Below are 21,404 nucleotides of genomic sequence, written 5' to 3'. Positions count from 1 at the left end.
CTCTGAATAAGCCCTTTTCTTTTGTTTGTGGGGATGATAAGATAATAATATAGAGTAGTCCGTAAAAGCGTGAAAGGGGTTATCCGGGAGGAAAATTAATGATTTTAGAAGAACTGCTGAGAGAAGAACGATTCAGATATCTAAAAGTTTTGAATAAGAACGCTGATTTATCTAGGGACGTAATGACTGTAGAGTCTACAGAGACACCGGATGTAGAAAAGTATATTCCTCAGAATACGTTTTTACTTATGACTGGCATGGCATTTCAGAACAACCCACAGCTTTTGTGTGAATTTCTTGAGGCATTGAACGGGCACGACTGCGCTGGCATTGCAATTAAGCTGGGGCGCTATGTTGATGAACTGGATGAGTATGTCCTGGAAACGGCAGACCGTCTTGGAATTCCTCTTTTTCAGATTCCCATGAATATGACACTGGGGGAAGTATACCATGAAATTTTGTCTTATATATGGAATAACCAGAATGATAACTTTTTAAGTGCGGTGAATATTCATAGAAACATATCTAGTTTAATTCTCCGCGGGAGTTCTATGAAGAATATCTTAAATAACCTGACCGCGATTTTGAATAAGCCTGTGATGGCTGTGGACATGTTCGGAAAGATTCAGGATTATGGATATACCTTCAGCAAGGCCGATAGAAAAAAAGGTGTCGAGATTATAGAAAAACTTATGAATAATGGGGCGCTGGAGAAAGATTCTTATTATCTCTACGAAGAAGAGGAAAAAAGATATTGTATCTATCCAATCAAAGGGATAGGCAGGAACACAAATTATTTGATTGTACTGAATTTTAATCCTGAGGGAAAAGAACAACTTGTCTTAACTATGGAGCTGGTACTTATGGCATTGGGACTTTATTTTTATAGAGATCTGTATGTACAGTACAGCCATATGAAGACCCTGGAGGAGTTTTTCTATATTCTTCTGGAACAGTTGGGTGATAAGATGTGGACGGAAAGACAAGTGTTGTCCATAGGAGGAGCTTATGGATTTACAGCAGCCGCAGAATATCAGATTGTTCTGATATCCATGGAAAGCTCAAAGAGGAAGAAGTTTGATTCTGATTGTTTTTCCCAAAGTGAAGAGAGTTATATTTTGGTTTATGCATGGATAAAACAATGGTTGGAGGAAAGAGAAGAAAAGGACGTATTAATTTTCCCCCAGGAATCAAAATGGAGATATATACTTTTAATACAAGGGAAAAAGACTGAATTAAAAGAAAGATACGCCCAGCTTTATAATTACATAAAAGGAAGATTTGGTAAAAGAATTACTATTGCACAAGGCGGCATTATTTCATCCATTTTAAATATAAAAAATTCCTATCAGGAAGCGGAAGACTGTATGGAGAATGGAGAAAGAAATGAAGAATATTCTTATCTTTTGAGCTATAAACCTAAAGACATCATGGAACTTTTTAAATTTGTACCGGAAAGAGAGCGGAAAGATATTTGCAGATTTACATTAAAGGAACTGGCATTTCCGCAAAACCAAATGCAGGAGGAACTGCGAAAAACGTTGTATACATATCTGTTTTCAGGTAACAGTATTACAAAGACGGCTGAAAACATGTTCCTTCACCGGAATACGATTAAATACAGGGTAAAGAAATGCGAAGAAATTTTGGGAGCAGAACTTTCCAGTGTATCCGATTGTTTCCACCTTCAACTTGCTTTGCTTCTATCTGAGTATGACAATAAATAGTATTTATCTTATAAAAGGTGCTTAAAGGGTTCTGTAATAATATCTTTTCTTTTGAAAGCAGTTGATATATAATAATTTTATGTGTGACTTTAGCTGCCAGTCACTCCATTTTTGAAAGGATGGGCAATTGTTATGAAGGTAAGCATAAGAAAAATCAGTGAGCTTACGGGATTCTCTCCCGCTACAGTGTCTAATGCCCTGAACCACAAGAAGGGCGTGAACCGGGAAACTTCGGAGAAAATTCTGAAGATGGCAGAGGAACTTGGCTATCGTACCGAGGAAAAGATTAAAAAAATCCGCTTTGTTATTTTTCGGAGAAATGGATTGATTATTGATGACAGTCCGTTTCACCCGGCAGTGATTGAGGGGGTGGAGCGCCAGGCAAAGAAGATGGGATATGATACGGTGTTTTGCCATGTAGATGTAAATGATGTGGGATGCCGGGTGCAGATAGAGGAAATTTTGTCTGATACAGAAAGTGCTGTGGTTCTCTTGGGAACAGAGATGATGGAGGAAGATTTCGAACCTTTTCAGCGTGCGCAGAATAAGGTGATTTTGTTGGATGGCTGGAGTGATGAGCATTTCTTTAACAGTGTGCTGATAAGCAATACGGATTCTGCAGCACGGGCAGCGGAATATCTGCTGCATAAAGGGCACCGGGATATAGGGTACATACGCGGAGACTTTCGGATTCAGGCATTCAGATATCGGGAAATTGGGCTGCAGCGGGTACTGAGCCGGGAAGGAATTCCGTTCAGGCAGGAATATGTAGCTACGGTTGGGACAAGGATTGAGACGGCGTACGAAGGGATGAAGCAGTATCTGGATAAGGCTTCTGTAATTCCTACGGCATTCTTTGCGGATAATGATACCATTGCTATCGGAGCAATGCGGGCACTGAAGGAATATGGTTATGGCATTCCGAAAGATGTGTCTATTATAGGGTTTGATAATGTGAGTTTTGGGGCGATTTCCGATCCGCCCCTGACGACTATTAATGTATATAAGCATGAGATGGGGGAGATGGCAGTGAGGCAGTTGGCAATGTCTATCGAAGACCCCAAGAAAGTAAAAATGAAAATACAGGTCTGTACTGACTTCGTGGAACGCGGGAGTGTACGGGAGATATAAAAATGTCTGTGGTGTAAAAACTGCAGACATTTTAGATTATGAATAAACAAGATTTGCCCCTATGTTGCTATTGAAACCGAGCAATTTCTGTACTTTATCCAAATATCAATTTTATTTGTGGCCGGGGATGCCTGAGGTGTAAAAACCACAGGCGTTTTTCGTGTAAAAACTTTTGATGTCTCAAGCTCACAAGGTATTAAAATGCATAGGGAAATAATTTATATAAACGTTTATATGAATATTTATATAAAGATTTAACAAAAACCAGTTTGAAGTAAAGAGGAAATAAGAAGTAGAACTAGAATTATTATAAAAAATATACAAATAAGTAGAGTAAAATCTATGATAAGTAAACAAAATAAAGATTATAACAATATTTTTAAATGAAAACTATTGAAATATTTATGTAAACGTTTATAATGTAGACATAAAGAGTTAAGGGGCGGTGAAAAAGTGAAAGTCAGCATAAAACAAATCAGCCAGGTTACAGGCTTCTCCCCGGCAACTGTCTCAAATGCTTTGAACCGCAAGAAAGGGGTAAACGGAGAAACCTCTAAGAAGATATTCAGGGCGGCTGAAGAACTGGGGTATCAGGCAGAGAAGACAGCTACAAAAATCCGGTTTGTAACTTACCGGAAAAATGGACGGATCATTGATGACAGCCTGATATTTCCCGCAATGATCGAAGGCGTGGAGCGTCAGGCAAAGGCCCTGGGGTATGAGACTACATTCAGCCACCTCAATTGTGAAGATTCCAACTTTGAAGAGCGGTTAAAGGAAGTGACAGATGATGTAAATTCGTTAGTAATACTTTTAGGTACGGAGATGTTAGAGGAAGACTACAGCTCCTTTATGAATTACAAAGGATACATCATTGTGCTGGACGGCTGGTGTGAAGACATGATATTTGATGCGGTACTGATTAACAATACAGATGCTGCCTGCAATGCAGTAGAATACCTGATTGAAAAGGGGCACAGAAAGATTGGCTACCTCAGGGGTGATTATAGAATCAAAGCCTTCCAGTACAGAGAGTATGGATATTACCGGACTCTGGGCAAGTATAGCTGCACAGAAAAGCCGGAGTATATAGTGACGCTGGGAACTCAGATTGAGACAGCATATGAAGATATGAAACATTATCTGGAGAAAGAACCTGAACTTCCCACTGCATTTTTTGCAGATAATGATGTTATTGCTTTAGGCTCTATAAGAGCTTTACAAGAAAAGGGGATAAAAATTCCGGAACAGGTTTCTGTAGTAGGATTTGACGATATCCGCTTTGGTGCGGTATCTATGCCGGGGCTTACAACAATACACGTATATAAGCAGGAGATGGGGGAAGTGGCGGTAAGACGGGCGCTGGACCACATCAAGTATTCCGGGAGACAGGTGAGGATGAAAATCCAGGTTGGCACAAAGTTCCTTGAAAGGGGCAGTGTTATGGATATCAATCATATAGAACAAGCAGGGTTACAGGTCACCTGTGAACAGTAACCAGGCAGGAAGATAAGGAAAGAATGGAGGAAAAAAAGTGGCAGCAATTAAATTAGGTTATGCACCTACGAGAAGAAGCATTTTCAGCGCTCCGGATGCAATTAAGTACAGAGGGCTGACAGCCGGCAGGCTGAAGGAACTGGACATTGATTTTATAGATATAGATGATATCAATGAAGAAGGTCTTCTCTATGATGATAATGATGTAAAGCGGATAGCAGCTAAGTTTAAAGCTGAAGGAATTGATGGGTTGTTTCTTCCGCACTGTAATTTCGGTACGGAGTACGTCTGTGCAAGACTTGCAAAGGAGCTGAATGTTCCGGTACTGCTTTGGGGACCTTTGGATGAGAGGCCGGATGAAAATGGTGTCAGGCTGAGAGATACACAGTGCGGCCTGTTTGCAACCGGGAAGGTGCTCCGCAGATTCCAGATTCCATTTACATATATGACAAATTGCAGACTGAACGATCCGGTATTTGAGAGGGGATTAAGGGATTTTCTTGCAGTATGTAATGTGGTAAAAACTTTCCGCAATATGCGCATTCTTCAGATTTCAACAAGACCTTTCGATTTCTGGACTACAATGTGCAATGAAGGTGAATTGCTGGAGAAATTCAACATCCAGCTTGCACCGATTCCAATGACTGAGCTGACGGAAGAGGTAAAAGCAGTGAAATCTGAAGGTAAGAAAATAGCTAAGACAATTGCATATATCAACGAAAATATGGATGTCAGGATTAAAGAGAGCCAGGTGGAAAATGTGGCGGCTCTGGCGGTCGCTATGGAGCAGCTGGTTGATAAATATGGATGTAAGGCAGGGGCTATCCAGTGCTGGAATGCATTGCAGACAGAATTGGGAATCATGCCTTGCGCAGCCAATGCCATCCTGAATGAAAAAGGAATTCCGATAGTCTGTGAGACGGATATTCACGGAGCCATCACTGCCCTTCTGGTAGAGGCAGCAGGAATGGATGAGACAAGAGGATTCTTCGCAGACTGGACCATACGCCACCCTGATATTGAGAACGGTGAGCTGCTGCAGCACTGTGGGCCGTGGCCCATTTCAGTGGCAAAGGAGAAGCCGCAGTTGACATACCCCCTGGCATTTGAGCACCCGGGCAGCCTGACGGCAGAGGCAAAACACGGTGATATTACACTGTGCCGTTTTGACGGAGACAATGGCGAATATTCCATGCTTTTGGGGAATGCAAAGGGTGTAGAAGGGCCAAAGGGAATGGGAACTTATCTTTGGATAGAGGTAGAGAATATTAAAAGGCTGGAAGCAAAAATTGTGGAAGGTCCATACATACACCACTGTGTGGGCATTCACAAGGATGTGGTGCCGGTGTTATATGAGGCATGTAAATATATTGGTGTGAAGCCGGACTTGTATGACCCTGTTGAAGAAGATGTAAAAGCATATTTAAGAGGAGAATAAGGATGGAAAATCTGAAAGCATTGGCTTATGAGTTAAGAGAGAATGTAATCGATATGATTGTGGAAGGCAAAGGCGGACACATCGGCGGTGACATGAGTGTCATGGAAGTGCTGACGGAGATTTATTTTAACCAGATGAATATCAGCCCTGAGAATGTGAACGACCCGGACCGTGACAGGTTTGTTATGAGCAAAGGACATTCTGTAGAAGCTTATTACGCCGTACTGGCTGCAAAGGGGTTCTTTGATATTAAGGATGCCATTGCACAGTTCAGCAAATTTGGCTCCAAGTTCATTGGACACCCGAATAACAAAATACCTGGTATTGAGATGAATTCAGGCTCTCTGGGGCATGGACTTCCGGTTAGCGTAGGAATGGCTCTGGCTGGTAAGATGGATGACCGGGATTACAGAGTTTACACGGTGATGGGAGACGGTGAGCTGGCAGAAGGTTCCGTATGGGAAGGCGTTATGTCCGCCAGTCAGTATAAGCTGGATAACCTGTGTGCAGTGGTTGACAGGAACCGTCTGCAGATTTCAGGAAATACAGAGGATGTCATGGGGCATGATGACCTGCATGATAGATTTGCTTCCTTTGGGTGGAATGTCATTGATGTAAAGGACGGAAACGATATCGGACAGTTAAAAGAGGCATTTGAAGAGGCCAGGACTGTAAAGGGCAGACCTACTGTACTTATTGCCAATACAGTGAAGGGAAAAGGCTCGGCCGTTATGGAGAACAAGGCAAACTGGCATCATAAGGTTCCTACAGGGGAGGAACTGGCACAGATTAAAGAAGATCTTGCCCAGCGAAAGGAGGCGGCGCTTCATGGCTAAGATAGCGAATAAACAGGTGATATGTGAAGTGTTAATGGAAGCAGCGAAAACAGATAAAGATGTAGTAGCACTTTGCAGTGATTCAAGGGGCAGTGGTTCATTCACCCCATTTGCTGAGGAGTTTCCAAAGCAGTTCGTAGAGACCGGAATTGCAGAGCAGAATCTGGTAGGTATTTCAGCAGGACTTGCAAAATGTGGTAAGAAGCCCTATGCGGTATCCCCTGCATGTTTTCTTTCGACCAGAAGCTATGAGCAGGCTAAAGTGGATGTAGCATATTCCAACACCAATGTGAAACTCATCGGTATCAGCGGTGGTGTTAGTTATGGTGCATTGGGTATGAGCCATCATTCTGCCCAGGACATTGCGGCTATGTCAGCAGTTCCGAATATGAGAGTCTATCTTCCAAGCGACAGGCTGCAGACGGAATGTCTCACGAAGGCATTGCTGAAAGATAATAAGCCGGCTTACATACGTGTGGGAAGAAATGCAGTGGATGATGTGTACGTGGAAGGTAATGTACCGTTTGAGATGGACAAAGCAACGGTGCTAACAGAAGGAAAGGATGTTGCAATCATTGCATGCGGAGAGATGGTAAAACCATCTGCAGAGGCAGCAGCACTTCTGAAAGAGCAGGGAATCAGCGCTACAGTTATAGACATGTACTGTGTAAAGCCATTGGATAAAGAAGCCATTGTTAAGGCAGCATCTAATGTGAAGGCAGTCATAACGGTAGAGGAACACTCACCCTTCGGGGGCCTGGGGTCTATGGTCAGCCAGATAGTGGGAAGTGAGTGTCCAAAGAAAGTAATTAACATGTCGCTGCCGGATGAGCCGGTGATTACCGGAACATCCAAAGAAGTATTTGACTATTACGGACTGAATGGGGAAGGGATTGCACAAAAAGCTGCGGAAGCAATCCGATAGAGGATATTGACAGGAGGTGCCTGTTAATATATACATTTATTACTTTATAACACATAAGGAGGATTGGAAAATGAAAGGTTTCAAAAAGGTATTAGCTACAACACTCGCAGCAGCTATGGTAACAGTCATGGCAATTGGATGCGGCTCCAGCAAGGACACAACCGATACAAAAGCAGAGGAAAAAACAGAGACATCCGACAGCGCAGAGGCAGATAAGAGCGCAGACGTGTTAAAGGGCGGCGGCTCTAACATCATTTATATTATTACACCGTCTGTATCTAACCCGGCTTTCAAGGCAGAAGCTGACACAGCATCTGCAAAAGCAAAAGAACTTGGATATGAAGTAAAGACCGTATCTCACGATGATGATCCGACCAAGCAGACAGAATTGTTTGACAGTGCAATCGCTGATAAGGCAGCAGCAATCATTTGTGACAATGCAGGCGCTGATGCAACAGTAGAAGCAGTTCAGAAAGCGAGAGATGCAGGAATTCCTACATTTTTGATTGACCGTGAAATCAACGAGGAGGGTGTTGCTATTTCTCAGATCGTTGCAAACAACTATCAGGGTGCAAAAGCAATTGCTGAGAAGTTTGTAGAAGCGATGGGTGAAAAAGGAAAATATGCTGAGTTATTGGGGAAAGAGTCTGACACAAATGCAGGTGTACGTTCTTCAGCATTCCACGAAGTGATTGACCAGTATCCGGACATGGAAATGGTAGCACAGCAGACAGCAAACTGGGAAAAGACAGAAGCATATGACAAGATGGAAGCAATTATCCAGGCGAACCCGGATTTGAACGGTGTTATCTGCGGCAATGATACAATGCTGGAAGGTGTTTGTGCAGCACTTGCAGCCCACAACATGACACTTCCTGTTATCGGTGTTGACGGTTCTGATGAAGCGGCAGCCTTAATCAAATCAGGCCAGGCTACCGGAACAGCTCTTCAGCAATTTGCAGTTATCGCTGAAATGGCAGTAATTCAAGCTGACGATTACTTAAAGAACGGAACAACAGGCTTAGATGAGAAACAGCTGGTAGACTGTATCGCAATTACGTCTGACAATGTAGGTAAATTATCAGGATTTATATTCACAGAATAATCGGATATAAACATAAGCATTAAAAAGACAGGGAGGCGTGTAAACATGCTTCCCTGTGTGTAAAATGGAGTTTCGCCTGGGAAACACTCTTTATGTAAAAAGAAGTATGAAATGACGATAGGAAAATAAATATCCTACAGGATATGGAGGAGGCAGCTATGAAAAAGCGTATAATAGCGCTCGGACTTACACTGGCACTTGTTGCATCTGCCCTGCTGACAGGGTGTGGAATTGTAAAAGTTGTAAAAATTGGAGAAGAAGGAAAATATACCGGAGAAGTGGAATTTAATGCAGGAGATGATGTGGCAGCAATATGGGAAACCTCCGCACTTCCGGAATTGAATGAGACAGCAGTGGATTTAACAGAGTTCCTCACGGAATCAAAGGGGAATCTGACCGCACTTGCTGATAAATATGGAAAATATTCTATGGGAACTTCCGGAGAACTAAGTTATGTGGTAAAAGGCACCGGAACGGTGGAGGAAGTCAATACCGAGTCCCAGGCAGGATATTTAACGGTGAAGCCGGATGGTTATAGTGGAGCGGAGGCTATAAAAATTCAGATCGGACCTGTATACAAAGGATCATCCATCCGGGATACGTTAAGCTTTATCAAGTTCGGCGATTACAAGAATCAGGAAGAATGGGCAGCAGTATCCCAGGGAATCAATGCAATCGTTGCAAAAGATGTTGTGGAACCGGCAGAGCCTGAATCCCTGCAGGGAAAGACACTCTCTTTTGTAGGCGCATTTACGGTGTCATCAGGAAGCACAGATGTGCTTATTACACCGGCAGTTCTGGAAGTACAGTAATCACTGCTGAATAAAAAGGAGAAAGTAGACTATGGGTGAAAATGATAAATGCAGGGACGATGTGTTTCTACATGCGGAAAAAATAAGTAAGATTTACCCCGGTACAAAAGCTCTTGATGAAGTATCCTTCGATCTGCTTAAGGGAAAGGTGAATGTGCTCATTGGAGAAAATGGTGCCGGAAAATCTACTCTGATGAAGATGATTGCCGGAATTGAGCAGCCCAATGAGGGGAAAATGTATATCGGAGACCGGGAAGTGTATTTCAAGAATACGACAGAGGCAAGAAAACATGGAATTGGCATTATACATCAGGAACTGAGTCTGTTTCCTAATCTGAACGTGTATCAGAACATTTATATGAACAAAGAGAAGACTAAGGGCAGGATAGCACTGGATAATAAGTCACATATGGACGGTGCGAAAAAGGTTCTGGAGAGGCTGGAGCATCCTCTGGATTTGAATGCCAAGGTTGGGGAATTGCGTGTAGGACAGCAGCAGATGATTGAGATTGCCAGAAATTTGGTGGAAGATGACCTGAAAGTACTGATTATGGATGAGCCCACATCTTCCCTGAGCCAGCAAGAGGTTAAAGTTCTGTTTAAGATTATGAAAGAGCTTACGGCGGAAGGAATTTCTATCGTATACATTTCCCACAGGTTAGAAGAGATTATGGAAATCGGTGATCATGTAACCATACTCCGGGACGGTAAATATGTGGCAGATTCCGATGTAGGGGATATTGATGTGCCTTGGATTGTGCAGCAGATGACAGGGGGCTCCAAGTCTTACCCTAAGAGAAACAGGAAGGTGGACTGGAGTAAGATTGAAAATGTGCTGGAAGTAAAGGATTTATGTCTGCCAAAGGCGGGCGGAGGCTATCTTGTAGATCATCTGGACTTTAATCTGAAAAAGGGAGAGGTTCTTGGAATCTATGGATTAATGGGAGCCGGACGCAGCGAGGTGTTTGAATGTCTGATGGGGCTTCATCCTGAGCATACCGGGCAGATACTTATGGGGAGCAAAGAATTAAATATCAAATCAATCTCACAGCAGATTGACAATGGATTTGCTTTAATCCCTGAGGACAGACAGGGCCAGGGCCTGGTGCAGACACTGGATATAGAGAAGAACTGCTCATTGTCGGCATTAAAGCGTTACACGAAAGGTCCGTTCCTTGACAATAAATTAGAAGGGGAAAAAGTAGACGGACAGATTCAGGATATACATATTAAAGTGGCAGATAAGAAGCTGCCTATTCTTTCCTTGTCAGGTGGAAACCAGCAGAAAGTAGTTATCGGAAAAGGTATTCTGACAGAGCCTAAAATTTTATTAATGGATGAGCCAAGCCGCGGTATTGATATTGGCGCTAAAACGGAGGTATTTGATATCATTAACCAATACGCGGAGCAGGGATTGTCTATCATCGTGATTTCTTCGGAGCTGCAGGAGATTGTAGCAATCGCAGACCGGGTAATTGTGTTATCCAACGGCCTGAAAACAGGAGAATTTTATGGGGATGAGATACATCAGGATACATTGGTATTGGCTTCATACAAGGGCCATCATAAAGAGGAGAAGGAGAGTTAAATTATGGCAGCGAATCAAAAAACAGGAAATAATAAATTGGCGATGACCCTTTTGAAGGGGCGTACCTTTATTGTATTAGTTATTCTGCTCATATTCTTTAGTGTTACGGCAAATAACTTTTTGAGTGCAGGAGCACTTCTGACAGTAGCAAAGCACGTGGCGCTCTACGGTATACTGGCAATCGGCATGACATATGTCATCATTACCGGCGGCATTGATTTGTCCGTTGGCTCCATCGCAGGACTTGCCGGAATGATTGCGGGCGGCCTGATTGAAGAAGGGCTTGTATTAAAGATTTTTGGTGTAACCTTATATTTCAGCGTGCCGATGATAGTTCTTATTACCGTACTTCTCGGAGCGGTTATGGGCATGGTGAATGGAATTGTAATTACAAAATTTAATGTGGCTCCGTTCATTGCAACCTTAGGTACCATGTATATCTGGCGAGGATTTGCAAATATCCGTTCCGATGGTAAAACCTTCTCAAAACTGGCAGGAAATGAAGGGCTCGGAAATACCGGCTTTGAAGTGTTTGGCCGTAATATTGCAGGAACAGCCATTCCGGCAGGTGTAGTCATCCTCATTCTAATTGCCATTGTAGCCGGGCTGATTTTGAAAAAAACACCTTTTGGCTGGCATGTACTATCCATCGGAGGGAATGAAAGAGCATCTAAATTATCAGGTATCAAGGTAGATAAAGTAAAAATATGGGTCTATGCATTTTCTGGATTTTGTTCCGCAATTGTAGGTATTATTGCAACATCCCAGTTAGTATCAGCGACTCCGAAAACAGGCGAATCATGGGAAATGAACGCCATCGCTGCATCCGTACTTGGAGGAACCTCCATGGCAGGCGGCGTGGGAACCATCGGAGGAACGATTGTAGGTGCATTCGTTATCGGTGTTATCAACGATGGTATGACAATGTGCGGGGTTACAGAATTTTGGCAGAAAATTATCAGAGGGCTCGTTATCATCCTGGCTGTTATCATTGACCAGGTACAGAGAAACTTACAGGCAAAAATGGCACTCCAGGCCCGTAACGAGAATAAGTAAAAAGATCAGGAGAAGATCAGGAGGCCATCAGGAGGTCATCAAGAGGGTCAGTCCCTTTTGAAAAGGGACTGACCCTCTTGAGAGCCGTATTCAGAATATTCTGAAAAGAAGGGGTAAACGGTATGAAAAAAAGAGGTATTATAAATGCACAATTAGCAGGATTGATTGCCGGCCTGGGGCATAAAGATAGATTTATGATAGCGGATGGCGGGATGCCTGTCCCAAAGGATGTGGAGATTGTGGACCTGGCTTTGTGCGGGGGAGTTCCTGGATTCCGGCAGGTAATGGATGCAGTGCTGGACGAGGCGGAAGTGGAATATTATATCCTGGCAGAAGAAATTGCAGAGAAGAATCAGGAGTTACTTTCTTATATACAGGGGAAGCTCCCTGGTGTAGGGTCAGAGAGGGTCAGCCATATAGAATTAAAAAAAATGACGAAGAATATCAAGTTTGTAATACGGACAGGAGAGTTCACACCTTATCCAAACATTATATTGAGAGCTGGCGTTGCATTTCCGGCCTGACATAAGAAACTTTGAGGGACAATAATTATGAAGGTATTAAATTTTGGATCATTAAATTTAGATTATGTGTATTCTGTTGACCATATGGTGGCGCCGGGAGAGACGCTGGCCTCCTTTGGCATTGATATATTCTGCGGGGGAAAGGGGCTGAACCAGTCCATTGCACTTGCCAGGGCAGGGGTATCCGTGTATCACGCCGGAATGGTGGGCGAAGAAGGCGGGGAACTTTTGAAAGCCTGTGAGGAAGGCTGTGTAAAAACCGACTATATCCGTACAATTTCAGGTAAATCAGGACACACCATCATTCAGGTGGATAAGGAGGGGCAAAACTGCATCCTGCTGTACGGCGGTGCGAACAGGCGGATTACGGAGGAATACGTGGATGAGGTGCTGAGCCACTTTGAAAAGGGGGATATTCTGCTGCTTCAAAATGAAGTGAATCTGCTGGATTACATCATAGACCAGGCTTATGAGCGGGGCATGATGATTATTCTGAATCCATCACCTTATGACAGCGCCTTGGATGCTTGCGATTTCGGAAAAATTTCTATGTTTCTGCTTAATGAGATTGAGGGAGAACAGGTAACTGGTGAGACAGATACGGAGGAGGTGTTGGAGAAACTGAAAACCATCTATCCCAATGCAAAGGTTGTGCTGACGCTGGGAGGAAACGGAGCTGTTTACCAGTACAGGGATGAGCAGTACAGACAGGGGATTTACAGAGTAAAAGTGGTTGATACTACGGCAGCGGGAGATACATTTACCGGATATTTCATTTCTTCAGTTATTCAAGGACTTCCAGTACCAGAAGGTCTTGCATTGGCGGCGAAGGCATCTGCAATGGCAGTATCCCGTCAGGGAGCAACAGCCTCCATACCATTAAGAGAAGAGGTTCTGAAGGCAGAACTGTGAATGATTTTGCCTTATACAGCGTGAGAAATTTTAGAGACATATAAAGGAGCAGCACTATGGCGGAACAATATATTATTAGCATTGACCAAAGCACCCAGGGAACGAAGGCACTGCTGTTTGATGAGAGGGGAAGTCTGATTAAGCGTACAGACAGATCTCATGAACAGATTATTAATGAAAAAGGATGGGTATCCCACAATCCCTCTGAGATTTATACAAATGTCATTGATGTAGTGGCCCAGCTTACGGAAGGAATTGATAAGACAAAGATTATAGGTGCGGGTATCAGCAACCAGCGTGAAACCTCCCTGGCATGGGATAAAACAACTGGGGAACCTTTGGGAAATGCAATTGTATGGCAGTGCGCCAGAGCAGCAGAAATCTGTGAGCGGATAGAAAAACTAGGAGAGGCAGAGAATATCCGTAAGAAAACGGGGATGAATTTGTCTCCCTATTTCCCGGCCGCCAAAATTTCCTGGATTTTGGAAAATGTAGAAGGGGCAAAAGAAAGAGCAGATGCAGGGAATATCTGTCATGGAACCATTGATAGCTGGCTGGTGTATAAACTGACAAAAGGCCAGTCATATAAGACGGATTATTCTAATGCCTCAAGAACTCAGTTATTTAACATCTTTGATTTAAAATGGGATGAAGAGGTATGCATGTTATTCGGTATTAATGCAAAGAATATGGCCGAGGTCTGTGATTCAGATTCAAATTTTGGAGAGACAGACTTTGAAGGGGTACTCCCCCGCTCAATCCCGATTCATGGAGTGTTAGGAGATTCGCATGGTTCTCTGTTTGGACAGGGCTGCTTACAGCCTGGAATGACGAAGTCTACCTACGGAACAGGCTCCTCCATTATGATGAATATTGGCGGAACTCCGGTTCTGAGCACCCACGGGGTTGTAACTTCTCTGGCGTGGAGTATAGGGGGAGAAGTCCATTACGTGCTGGAAGGAAACCTGAATTATACGGGGGCGGTTATTACCTGGCTGAAAGATGATCTGAAATTGATTCAGTCTCCGGGTGAAACGGAAACTTTGGCAAAGGAAGCTGTGCAAGGCGATTCCCTCTACCTGGTTCCGGCATTTTCCGGCCTGGGAGCACCTTACTGGGACAGCCACGCAGCGGCCTCTATCCTGGGAATGACCCGTACGACCGGTAAAGCAGAAGTTGTGAGGGCAGGCGTGGAATGTATCGCTTACCAGATTACCGATATCATCAGAGCTATGAGTGAGGATGCCGGGGTCAAAGTAGGGGAACTCCGTGTAGACGGCGGCCCCACGAGAAATACCTATTTGATGCAGTTCCAGAGCGATATTGCGGATGCCGTCGTACAGGTACCGGATTCCGAAGAACTTTCCGGTATTGGCCCGGCTTATGCAGCAGGGCTTGCTCTGGGCATATGGGATAATACGATTTTTGAGAAACTAAACCGGGTGAAGTATGAGCCGGAAATGGATGGGACGCTGCGAGAAGAGAAATATGCAGGGTGGAAGGCAGCGGTGAAAACCGTGCTGACGAAGTGAAAAATGTAATAAAGAAAATTCAGATGAATGGCAGGTCTCCTCTCAGGGACCTGTCATTTTTTTGTTTCTCTAGAGATCTGAAGGAGCGGATATAGCAGTTGGAGTTTCCAAAATATCTTTAGTAAAACGGTTTTCCAAAACGCTATATGTGACAAAAATTTATTTTTGATTTGTATAAAATGACTATAAAATCAAAGAAATACATCAAAATAAACAAAAAATATATAAATAAATAGTAAAATAATGACGATTGACTTTTGGGTTTTTGTAAAGTACTATGAATTTATAAAAAATGGAAAAACGTTTTACTAGATGGTTTTTCCAGGAAAACAAGGAATAAGGAGGAGAAGAAGTATGAAAAACAAATGGAAGAAAATGATGGCGGCATTACTGGCAGCAGCTATGGCAGCAAGTTTACTTGCAGGGTGTGGAAGCTCTGGTAAGGAAGAGGAAAAAGGCACGGGCACCAAAAGTGAGGAGAAGACAGAAAGCTCAGGAGATAAGCTGAAAATTGCATTTATACCTCAGCTTATTGGTATTCCATATTTTACGGCCATGGAAGACGGCGGAAACAAAGCGGCTGAAGATTTGGGAGTTGAATTCTTGTATACCGGAGCTACACAGGCCAACGCAGCAGAGCAGGTAAAGATTATGGACAGTCTCATCAAACAAGGTGTGAACGCAATGTCCTTATCCGTACTGGACAGCTCATCCACCAATCCATATATTGAAAAGGCGCAGGAAGCAGGAATTCATGTGTATACAAGTGACTCTGATGCACCGGACAGTACAAGAGAATTTTATGTGGCGCAGGCGCTGGATGAAGATCTGGGAAGAACGCTTATGGACAGACTGGCAGCCCAGATTGGTGAAAAGGGACAGGTTGGTATTGTTTCTGGAGAATCTACTGCTACAAACCTGAATACCTGGATTTCTTACATGGAAGAACAGCAAAAAAACAAATATCCGGATATAGAGATTGTTGATATCCGTTATACACAGGGCGGAAGCAGCGAGCAGGCATTAAAACAGGCACAAGAACTAATGACCAGATATCCTGACCTTAAAGGACTGGTTGCAGTTGCATCTTCCACAATTCCAGGTGTGGCACAGGCAGTTCAGCAGGAAGGAAAAGCTGGAGAAGTAAAAGTGATTGGCTACGGGTCTCCGGCTACGGTAAAACCTTTTATTGATGCAGGTGTTATGGAAGAGTCCATTTTATGGGATGCGTATGAACTTGGCTATCTGACTGTATGGGCAGGAAAAATGGTTGCAGAAGGCAAAGAATTTGAAGAAGTAAATGAGATTGAAGGAGTATCCAATCCGGTTAAATGGGATGCTGAAAATAAAATTTTACTATTAGGAGAACCGTTGATTATCACAAAAGATAATGTGGATGATTTTGATTTCTAGACAAGGTCCGGGCAGAAGTTAGGCACCGGGAAATAGGGAGTATATTCAAAGTGAAGACGCAGGATATGCTCCCTTCCTTTAGTAGAGAGGAGAGAAAGAAGTTGGCAGAAGAAATCATTTTAAAAGCAGAGGGAGTGAGCAAGTCATTCGGCGGAGTAAAGGCCCTTCAGAATGTTAGCTTTGAACTGAAAAAAGGAGAGGTTCTGTCTGTAATTGGAGAGAATGGTGCAGGTAAATCCACGTTGATGAAGATTATTGCCGGTGCCCTGAAAAATGACAGGGGCCATATTTATTTTCAAGGAGAAAAGCTGAGTCTCAATTCTCCGTTAGATGCGGTGAAAAAGGGTATTTCAATTGTGTATCAGGAGCCGAATATTTTTGCGGATATGTCTGTGCTGGAAAATATCTTTATGGGCAATGAGCTGGTAAGTAAAAACAAGACAATCCAGTGGACGGAAATGTACGAGGAAGCTAAGGAAGCACTGAAAATGGTAGGGCTCTCCGGGGATATTCTTCATCTGACCATGAGCAAACTGTCTATAGGAAATCAGCAGCTGGTGCTCATTGCCAGAGGTATTTATAAGAAATGCAAGATACTGATTTTGGATGAGCCTACCTCCATTTTGAGTCATAACGAATCTGAAAAACTGTTTGAAATTATTGCCGATTTAAAAAAACGCGGAGTAAGCATTATGTACATCAGCCACAGAATCCCTGAAATTTTGAGAATATCCGATGATATTATTGTTTTAAGGGATGGATGCCTGACCGGTACTCTTCTTCCGCAGGAAGCTACAGAGGAAACAATTATTACAGCAATGTCAGGCAGAAAAATTAATATGAGCGTATATGAAGAACGGACATGGGGAGAGAAAGCGATTCTGGAGGTTAAGAATTTATCATATAAATCCGCGTTTCAGGATATTTCCTTTGAAGTGAAGCCGGGGCAGATTCTTGGAATGTACGGTCTGGTCGGTGCCGGAAGGTCTGAAGTTGCCAGAGCTATCTTTGGAGAGACAAGTGCAGAGCGCGGGCAAATACTTTTTGAGGGGCAGGATATCAGCCGGATATCCATCAATGAGGCAATTGAAAAGCGTATATTCTATGTACCCGAAGACCGGGGGGCGCAGGGCCTGTTTGATATACATCCAGTCAGGGATAACATGAGTGTCTCTTTCCTGGACAGTCTCTCAAATAAAATTGGAATTATCAATAAGAAAAAAGAGAAACGGGTCGTACAGGATAATATTGATAAATACAGCATCAAGACACCGGGCCAGTCTATAAGTGTCAACAGCCTGAGCGGCGGAGGGCAGCAGAAAGTCCTGTTTTGCCGCTGGCTTTTGCAGGAGCCCAAGGTATTGATTCTGGATGAACCGACCCGCGGTATTGATGTAATGACAAAAACTGAGATACACAAATACGTAATTGAACTGGCGAAGACAGGAGTGGCGGTTATTGTAATATCTTCTGATTTACCGGAGGTTATGGAGCTCAGTGACAATATTATTACTTTGTATAAAGGAAAAATAACAGCCAGATTCGACAGAAATACTGTTACAGAAGAGGATGTGCTGAAGAATGCATTGAATTTGAAGGAAGACCAGGAGGTAGCGGGATGAATCAAAAGGAACTTGTATATCAGTGGATAGAGGAAAATAAGCAGGAAGTAGTAGGGCTGCTTCAGGCATTAATCGAGGTGCCCAGTGTAAATCCTTATTTTGACGAAGAGGATGTCTACAAAAAAGAAGGACTGGCACAGGAGGTTTTAAAAGTATATCTGGAAGACATGGGAATGAAGACGGAGTTTACTTATCCTGACGCAGAAAAACTTGCAGAATATGAAGGAAAAGCAGGTTATTATGCAGACCATACTTTTGAAAACCGTCCGAATTTATTTGCTAAATTAGAGGGATGCGGCGGCGGAAAATCAATGATGATGTCAGGACATATCGATGTGGTGCAGAGAGGGAGTAAATGGACAAAAGACCCATTTGGAGCAGAAATTTCCGGTAACAGACTTTACGGACGTGGGGCAGTTGACATGAAAGGTGGAATTGCAGCCATGACAGCAGCCCTGAAAGCGATACAAAAAAGCGGGCTTCAGTTAAAAGGAGATGCCATGATTGGCACTGTAGTAGACGAAGAAGCAGGCGGTATGGGAACACTGGCGCTGGTGGCTGAAGGGTACCGTGCTGACGGATGCCTGATTACAGAGCCGACACATCTGAAAATTGCACCACTGTGCAGGGGGATTTTGTGGGGAAAACTTACGATAGAAGGCAGAGCAGGACATATTGAGTTGAAGCAGGGGGATTTCAGAACCGGCGGAGCCGTAGATGCTATTGATAAAGCTTCCCTTTATCTGGAGCAATTCAGAAGGCTGAATAAAGAATGGTCCGTGACAAAAGAGCACAAATATCTGCCCATTCCATGCCAGATACATATTGCTGAATTCCATGCAGGAGAGTACCCGACTACATTTGCAAACAGGGCGGAGCTTACATTTAATGCCCAGTATCTTCCGTCTGAGAAGGATGAAAACGGACTGGGCTCTAAAGTAAAGAAGGAAATCGAGGATTTTGTACAGGCTGTGGCACAGACAGACCCATGGCTTAAAGACAACGTGCCTCAGATAGAATGGCTTATTGATGCGGACTGCGGAGAAACACTGGACGACCAGCCGTTTTTCCAGATTGCAAGGGACAGTGCGCAGGAAGTAAACCCGGATTCCATTGTGGAAGGAATCTGCTGCCATACAGATATGGGATGGTTCTGCAACGTGGGAATTCCGACTCTTAACATCGGCCCTGGTGATCCAAGGCTGGCACATCAGGCAGATGAGTTTATTGAAATAGAGGAACTGGTAACCTGCACGAAAATGATAGCATCCATTTTAATGGACTGGTGCGGTGTGCAGGATGCATAGAGAGGATGGAGGTAAATTCGGATGTTGAAGAAATATGTCCCCAAACCAGGGAGAAGAGAGTATGTTACGTTTTTACTTCTGGCTGTGGAAATTATATTGTTTGGAATACTTGCGCCCAACTTTCTGACAGTGGATAACTTAATCCGTGTAGTGCAGAACAATGCGGAAATTGCTATGGTTAGTATCGGAATGACAATCGTAATGCTTCTGGGAGGAATTGACTTATCTGTCGGTTCTGTAATGGGGGTTATTGCAATTGTTATCGGATATATGCTTCAGGCAAAAGTTAATATTTTTGTAATCATAATTACAGCAGTGCTGATTGGCATCGCGGTAGGATTTATGAATGGATTTCTTGTATCCAAGTTCAATATTCCTGATCTCATTGTAACGATTGCCACTATGAATATATGGAAAGCAGTTATCTTTGCCCTTCTCGGCGGAAAATGGCTGACCGGTTTAAATCCCAGCTGGGGAGCCGTCACAAGAGCAAAGGTACTGGGAATACCGGTGCTGTTAGTATTGATTATTGTGGTATATGCAGTATTTTATTACTTTTTAATGTACCGGCGTTTCGGACGGTATATTTATGCTACAGGCTGTAATCCCCAGTCGGCAAACCTAAGTGGGATTAATGTGAAAAAAATTCGCCTGGTTTCTTACTGCATCTCAGGAGGAATCGCGGCATTTGCAGCAATGCTTTATATTGCAAGAATGGGAAGTGTAGAGATGACTATTGGTTCTGACCTGCCGATTGCCTGTATTGCGGCGGTAACTATTGGTGGTACAGGAGCCAAGGGAAACGGAAAACGAGGAAGTGTTATCGGAACACTGGCAGGCGTTTTATTTATTGCATTTTTGAAAAACGGTATTGTTATTCTTGGAATTCCTTCGCTTCTGGAAAACTGTTTTATCGGTACACTGATTGTATTATCCGTATTGTTTGATGCGGTGACCGCAAATGACAGATTCAAACAAGGCAAGGAGGCAGCACTATGAAAAAAATAGCCTTTTCAATTGCAAAAAGCAGGACAAAATTTTTACTCTTACTGCTTGTGGCAGAGATTATTATCTTATCTTTAATCAGCCCCTATTTCCTTAGCGTAAATAACCTGATGCAGGTTACACAGTTTGGAGCGTCACTGACTCTTATATCGCTGGGCGAAGCTTTGGTAATGATTGCAGGACGTGATGGAATTGATATTTCGGTGGGTTCGGTTATGAGCCTTTCAGGAGTTATTTTTGGTCTGGTTGTGATAAACGGCGGCAGCATTTTTGCAGCTGTACTGATTGCACTGGCAACAGGGGCCGTTCTGGGGCTGATTAACGGGCTTTTGGTAGCCGTGGCAAAGGTGCCGGCACTGATTGCCACATTGGGAACACAGTATATTTATGGCTCTCTTGCCCTTTACCTGACAGGAGGAGTTCCAATCAGCGGGTTCCCGGACGGATTTAAGGTACTTTCCCTGGAAAGTACGTTTGGCATTCCAAACCAAATATTGTTTGTGATTATACCTGTTTCTATTTTGGTATTTATCTTGATTTATAAAATGAAATTTGGGCGCAGGGTATATTTGATGGGAACCAATCCTGAAGCAGCAAAATTTACAGGAATCAAGGAAAAGAGAATTCGTTCCAGTGTTTATATCCTGGCAGGAGTTCTGGCTGCAATCAGTGCAATTATCAACAATTCCTGGCTTATGACTGCCCGGGCTGATGCTGGTACAGGTATGGAGATGCAGGCGATTACAGTAGCTGTTCTGGGCGGAATCGCAGTAGCAGGGGGCAGCGGCCATCTGGGCGGTGTATTGATAGGAGTGGTAATTATTACCATGATGAATTCAGGCCTGCAGATTGCAAATGTAAATTCTATATGGCAGCTGGCAACATTGGGGTTGATTTTGATTATTGCGATTATTCTGAATCAGCTTATGAGCAGATATGTCGCAGCAGTAGAAAAAAACAAAGAATAAAAGGAG

The 21,404-nt window shown here is 43.4% G+C and carries 18 protein-coding genes; all 18 read left to right on the top strand.

Going from position 1 to position 21,404, the window contains the following annotated elements:
• The first annotated feature begins 98 nt into the window (after positions 1 to 98).
• Positions 99 to 1,727 (top strand): PucR family transcriptional regulator, encoded by a 1,629-nt coding sequence (locus tag A8805_RS15500; RefSeq protein WP_109712768.1) that lies wholly within the window; start codon positions 99 to 101, stop codon positions 1,725 to 1,727.
• Positions 1,728 to 1,859: 132 nt separating this feature from the next.
• The gene (locus A8805_RS15495; RefSeq protein ID WP_109712766.1) at positions 1,860 to 2,858 is read left to right on the top strand and encodes a LacI family DNA-binding transcriptional regulator; all 999 of its coding nucleotides are present in this window, start codon (positions 1,860 to 1,862) and stop codon (positions 2,856 to 2,858) included.
• 453 nt (positions 2,859 to 3,311) lie between these two features.
• The gene (locus A8805_RS15490; protein WP_109712764.1) at positions 3,312 to 4,355 is read left to right on the top strand and encodes a LacI family DNA-binding transcriptional regulator; all 1,044 of its coding nucleotides are present in this window, start codon (positions 3,312 to 3,314) and stop codon (positions 4,353 to 4,355) included.
• Between the two features lie 37 nt (positions 4,356 to 4,392).
• Positions 4,393 to 5,793 (top strand): L-fucose/L-arabinose isomerase family protein, encoded by a 1,401-nt coding sequence (locus A8805_RS15485; RefSeq protein ID WP_109712763.1) that lies wholly within the window; start codon positions 4,393 to 4,395, stop codon positions 5,791 to 5,793.
• A gap of 2 nt (positions 5,794 to 5,795) precedes the next feature.
• Positions 5,796 to 6,629, top strand: a complete 834-nt coding sequence (locus tag A8805_RS15480) for a transketolase (protein WP_109712760.1) — start codon at positions 5,796 to 5,798, stop codon at positions 6,627 to 6,629.
• Positions 6,622 to 7,554, top strand: coding sequence for a transketolase family protein (locus A8805_RS15475; RefSeq protein ID WP_109712758.1), 933 nt, complete (start codon positions 6,622 to 6,624; stop codon positions 7,552 to 7,554). The genes A8805_RS15480 and A8805_RS15475 overlap by 8 nt, the downstream gene beginning before the upstream one ends.
• Before the next feature lie 70 nt (positions 7,555 to 7,624).
• Positions 7,625 to 8,659: a D-ribose ABC transporter substrate-binding protein gene (locus A8805_RS15470; RefSeq protein WP_109712756.1), complete on the top strand. Its 1,035-nt coding sequence runs from the start codon at positions 7,625 to 7,627 to the stop codon at positions 8,657 to 8,659.
• 158 nt (positions 8,660 to 8,817) lie between these two features.
• A complete protein-coding gene (locus A8805_RS15465; RefSeq protein WP_109712754.1) occupies positions 8,818 to 9,471 on the top strand; it encodes a DUF2291 domain-containing protein in 654 nt (217 codons plus the stop codon).
• A gap of 31 nt (positions 9,472 to 9,502) precedes the next feature.
• On the top strand, positions 9,503 to 11,059 hold the full coding sequence (locus A8805_RS15460) for a sugar ABC transporter ATP-binding protein (protein WP_109712752.1): 1,557 nt from the start codon (positions 9,503 to 9,505) through the stop codon (positions 11,057 to 11,059).
• Between the two features lie 3 nt (positions 11,060 to 11,062).
• The gene (locus A8805_RS15455) at positions 11,063 to 12,115 is read left to right on the top strand and encodes an ABC transporter permease (RefSeq protein WP_109712750.1); all 1,053 of its coding nucleotides are present in this window, start codon (positions 11,063 to 11,065) and stop codon (positions 12,113 to 12,115) included.
• Positions 12,116 to 12,237: 122 nt separating this feature from the next.
• Entirely contained in the window at positions 12,238 to 12,639 is a 402-nt protein-coding gene (gene rbsD, locus A8805_RS15450) for a D-ribose pyranase (protein ID WP_109712748.1), read from the top strand.
• Between the two features lie 27 nt (positions 12,640 to 12,666).
• A complete protein-coding gene (locus tag A8805_RS15445; protein WP_109712746.1) occupies positions 12,667 to 13,551 on the top strand; it encodes a ribokinase in 885 nt (294 codons plus the stop codon).
• Positions 13,552 to 13,607: 56 nt separating this feature from the next.
• The gene (locus A8805_RS15440; RefSeq protein ID WP_109712744.1) at positions 13,608 to 15,083 is read left to right on the top strand and encodes an FGGY-family carbohydrate kinase; all 1,476 of its coding nucleotides are present in this window, start codon (positions 13,608 to 13,610) and stop codon (positions 15,081 to 15,083) included.
• A gap of 354 nt (positions 15,084 to 15,437) precedes the next feature.
• Positions 15,438 to 16,496 (top strand): autoinducer 2 ABC transporter substrate-binding protein, encoded by a 1,059-nt coding sequence (locus tag A8805_RS15435; protein ID WP_109712742.1) that lies wholly within the window; start codon positions 15,438 to 15,440, stop codon positions 16,494 to 16,496.
• 101 nt (positions 16,497 to 16,597) lie between these two features.
• Positions 16,598 to 18,118, top strand: coding sequence for a sugar ABC transporter ATP-binding protein (locus A8805_RS15430; RefSeq protein ID WP_109712740.1), 1,521 nt, complete (start codon positions 16,598 to 16,600; stop codon positions 18,116 to 18,118).
• Entirely contained in the window at positions 18,115 to 19,425 is a 1,311-nt protein-coding gene (locus A8805_RS15425) for an ArgE/DapE family deacylase (protein ID WP_109712738.1), read from the top strand. Before A8805_RS15430 ends, A8805_RS15425 begins: the two co-directional genes overlap by 4 nt.
• A gap of 21 nt (positions 19,426 to 19,446) precedes the next feature.
• The gene (locus tag A8805_RS15420; RefSeq protein WP_109712736.1) at positions 19,447 to 20,424 is read left to right on the top strand and encodes an ABC transporter permease; all 978 of its coding nucleotides are present in this window, start codon (positions 19,447 to 19,449) and stop codon (positions 20,422 to 20,424) included.
• Positions 20,421 to 21,398: an ABC transporter permease gene (locus A8805_RS15415; protein WP_109712734.1), complete on the top strand. Its 978-nt coding sequence runs from the start codon at positions 20,421 to 20,423 to the stop codon at positions 21,396 to 21,398. Before A8805_RS15420 ends, A8805_RS15415 begins: the two co-directional genes overlap by 4 nt.
• The last annotated feature ends 6 nt before the right edge of the window (positions 21,399 to 21,404 follow it).

Origin of the sequence: Faecalicatena contorta, from assembly GCF_003149105.1 — a bacterium.
GTDB lineage: Bacteria > Bacillota > Clostridia > Lachnospirales > Lachnospiraceae > Muricomes > Muricomes contortus_C.
Note: the sequence above shows the minus strand (reverse complement) of the source record. Positions and strands in the feature narration are given on the sequence as shown.

Bases quoted from the DNA above. Each gene is read 5' to 3' on its own strand.
- A8805_RS15465 (WP_109712754.1), top strand. From the start codon at position 8,818: ATGAAAAAGCGTATAATAGCGCTCGGACTTACACTGGCACTTGTTGCA.
- A8805_RS15500 (WP_109712768.1), top strand. From the start codon at position 99: ATGATTTTAGAAGAACTGCTGAGAGAAGAACGATTCAGATATCTAAAA.
- A8805_RS15445 (WP_109712746.1), top strand. From the start codon at position 12,667: ATGAAGGTATTAAATTTTGGATCATTAAATTTAGATTATGTGTATTCT.
- A8805_RS15415 (WP_109712734.1), top strand. From the start codon at position 20,421: ATGAAAAAAATAGCCTTTTCAATTGCAAAAAGCAGGACAAAATTTTTA.
- A8805_RS15475 (WP_109712758.1), top strand. From the start codon at position 6,622: ATGGCTAAGATAGCGAATAAACAGGTGATATGTGAAGTGTTAATGGAA.
- A8805_RS15440 (WP_109712744.1), top strand. From the start codon at position 13,608: ATGGCGGAACAATATATTATTAGCATTGACCAAAGCACCCAGGGAACG.
- A8805_RS15420 (WP_109712736.1), top strand. From the start codon at position 19,447: ATGTTGAAGAAATATGTCCCCAAACCAGGGAGAAGAGAGTATGTTACG.
- A8805_RS15455 (WP_109712750.1), top strand. From the start codon at position 11,063: ATGGCAGCGAATCAAAAAACAGGAAATAATAAATTGGCGATGACCCTT.
- A8805_RS15435 (WP_109712742.1), top strand. From the start codon at position 15,438: ATGAAAAACAAATGGAAGAAAATGATGGCGGCATTACTGGCAGCAGCT.
- A8805_RS15425 (WP_109712738.1), top strand. From the start codon at position 18,115: ATGAATCAAAAGGAACTTGTATATCAGTGGATAGAGGAAAATAAGCAG.
- rbsD (WP_109712748.1), top strand. From the start codon at position 12,238: ATGAAAAAAAGAGGTATTATAAATGCACAATTAGCAGGATTGATTGCC.
- A8805_RS15480 (WP_109712760.1), top strand. From the start codon at position 5,796: ATGGAAAATCTGAAAGCATTGGCTTATGAGTTAAGAGAGAATGTAATC.
- A8805_RS15495 (WP_109712766.1), top strand. From the start codon at position 1,860: ATGAAGGTAAGCATAAGAAAAATCAGTGAGCTTACGGGATTCTCTCCC.
- A8805_RS15460 (WP_109712752.1), top strand. From the start codon at position 9,503: ATGGGTGAAAATGATAAATGCAGGGACGATGTGTTTCTACATGCGGAA.
- A8805_RS15470 (WP_109712756.1), top strand. From the start codon at position 7,625: ATGAAAGGTTTCAAAAAGGTATTAGCTACAACACTCGCAGCAGCTATG.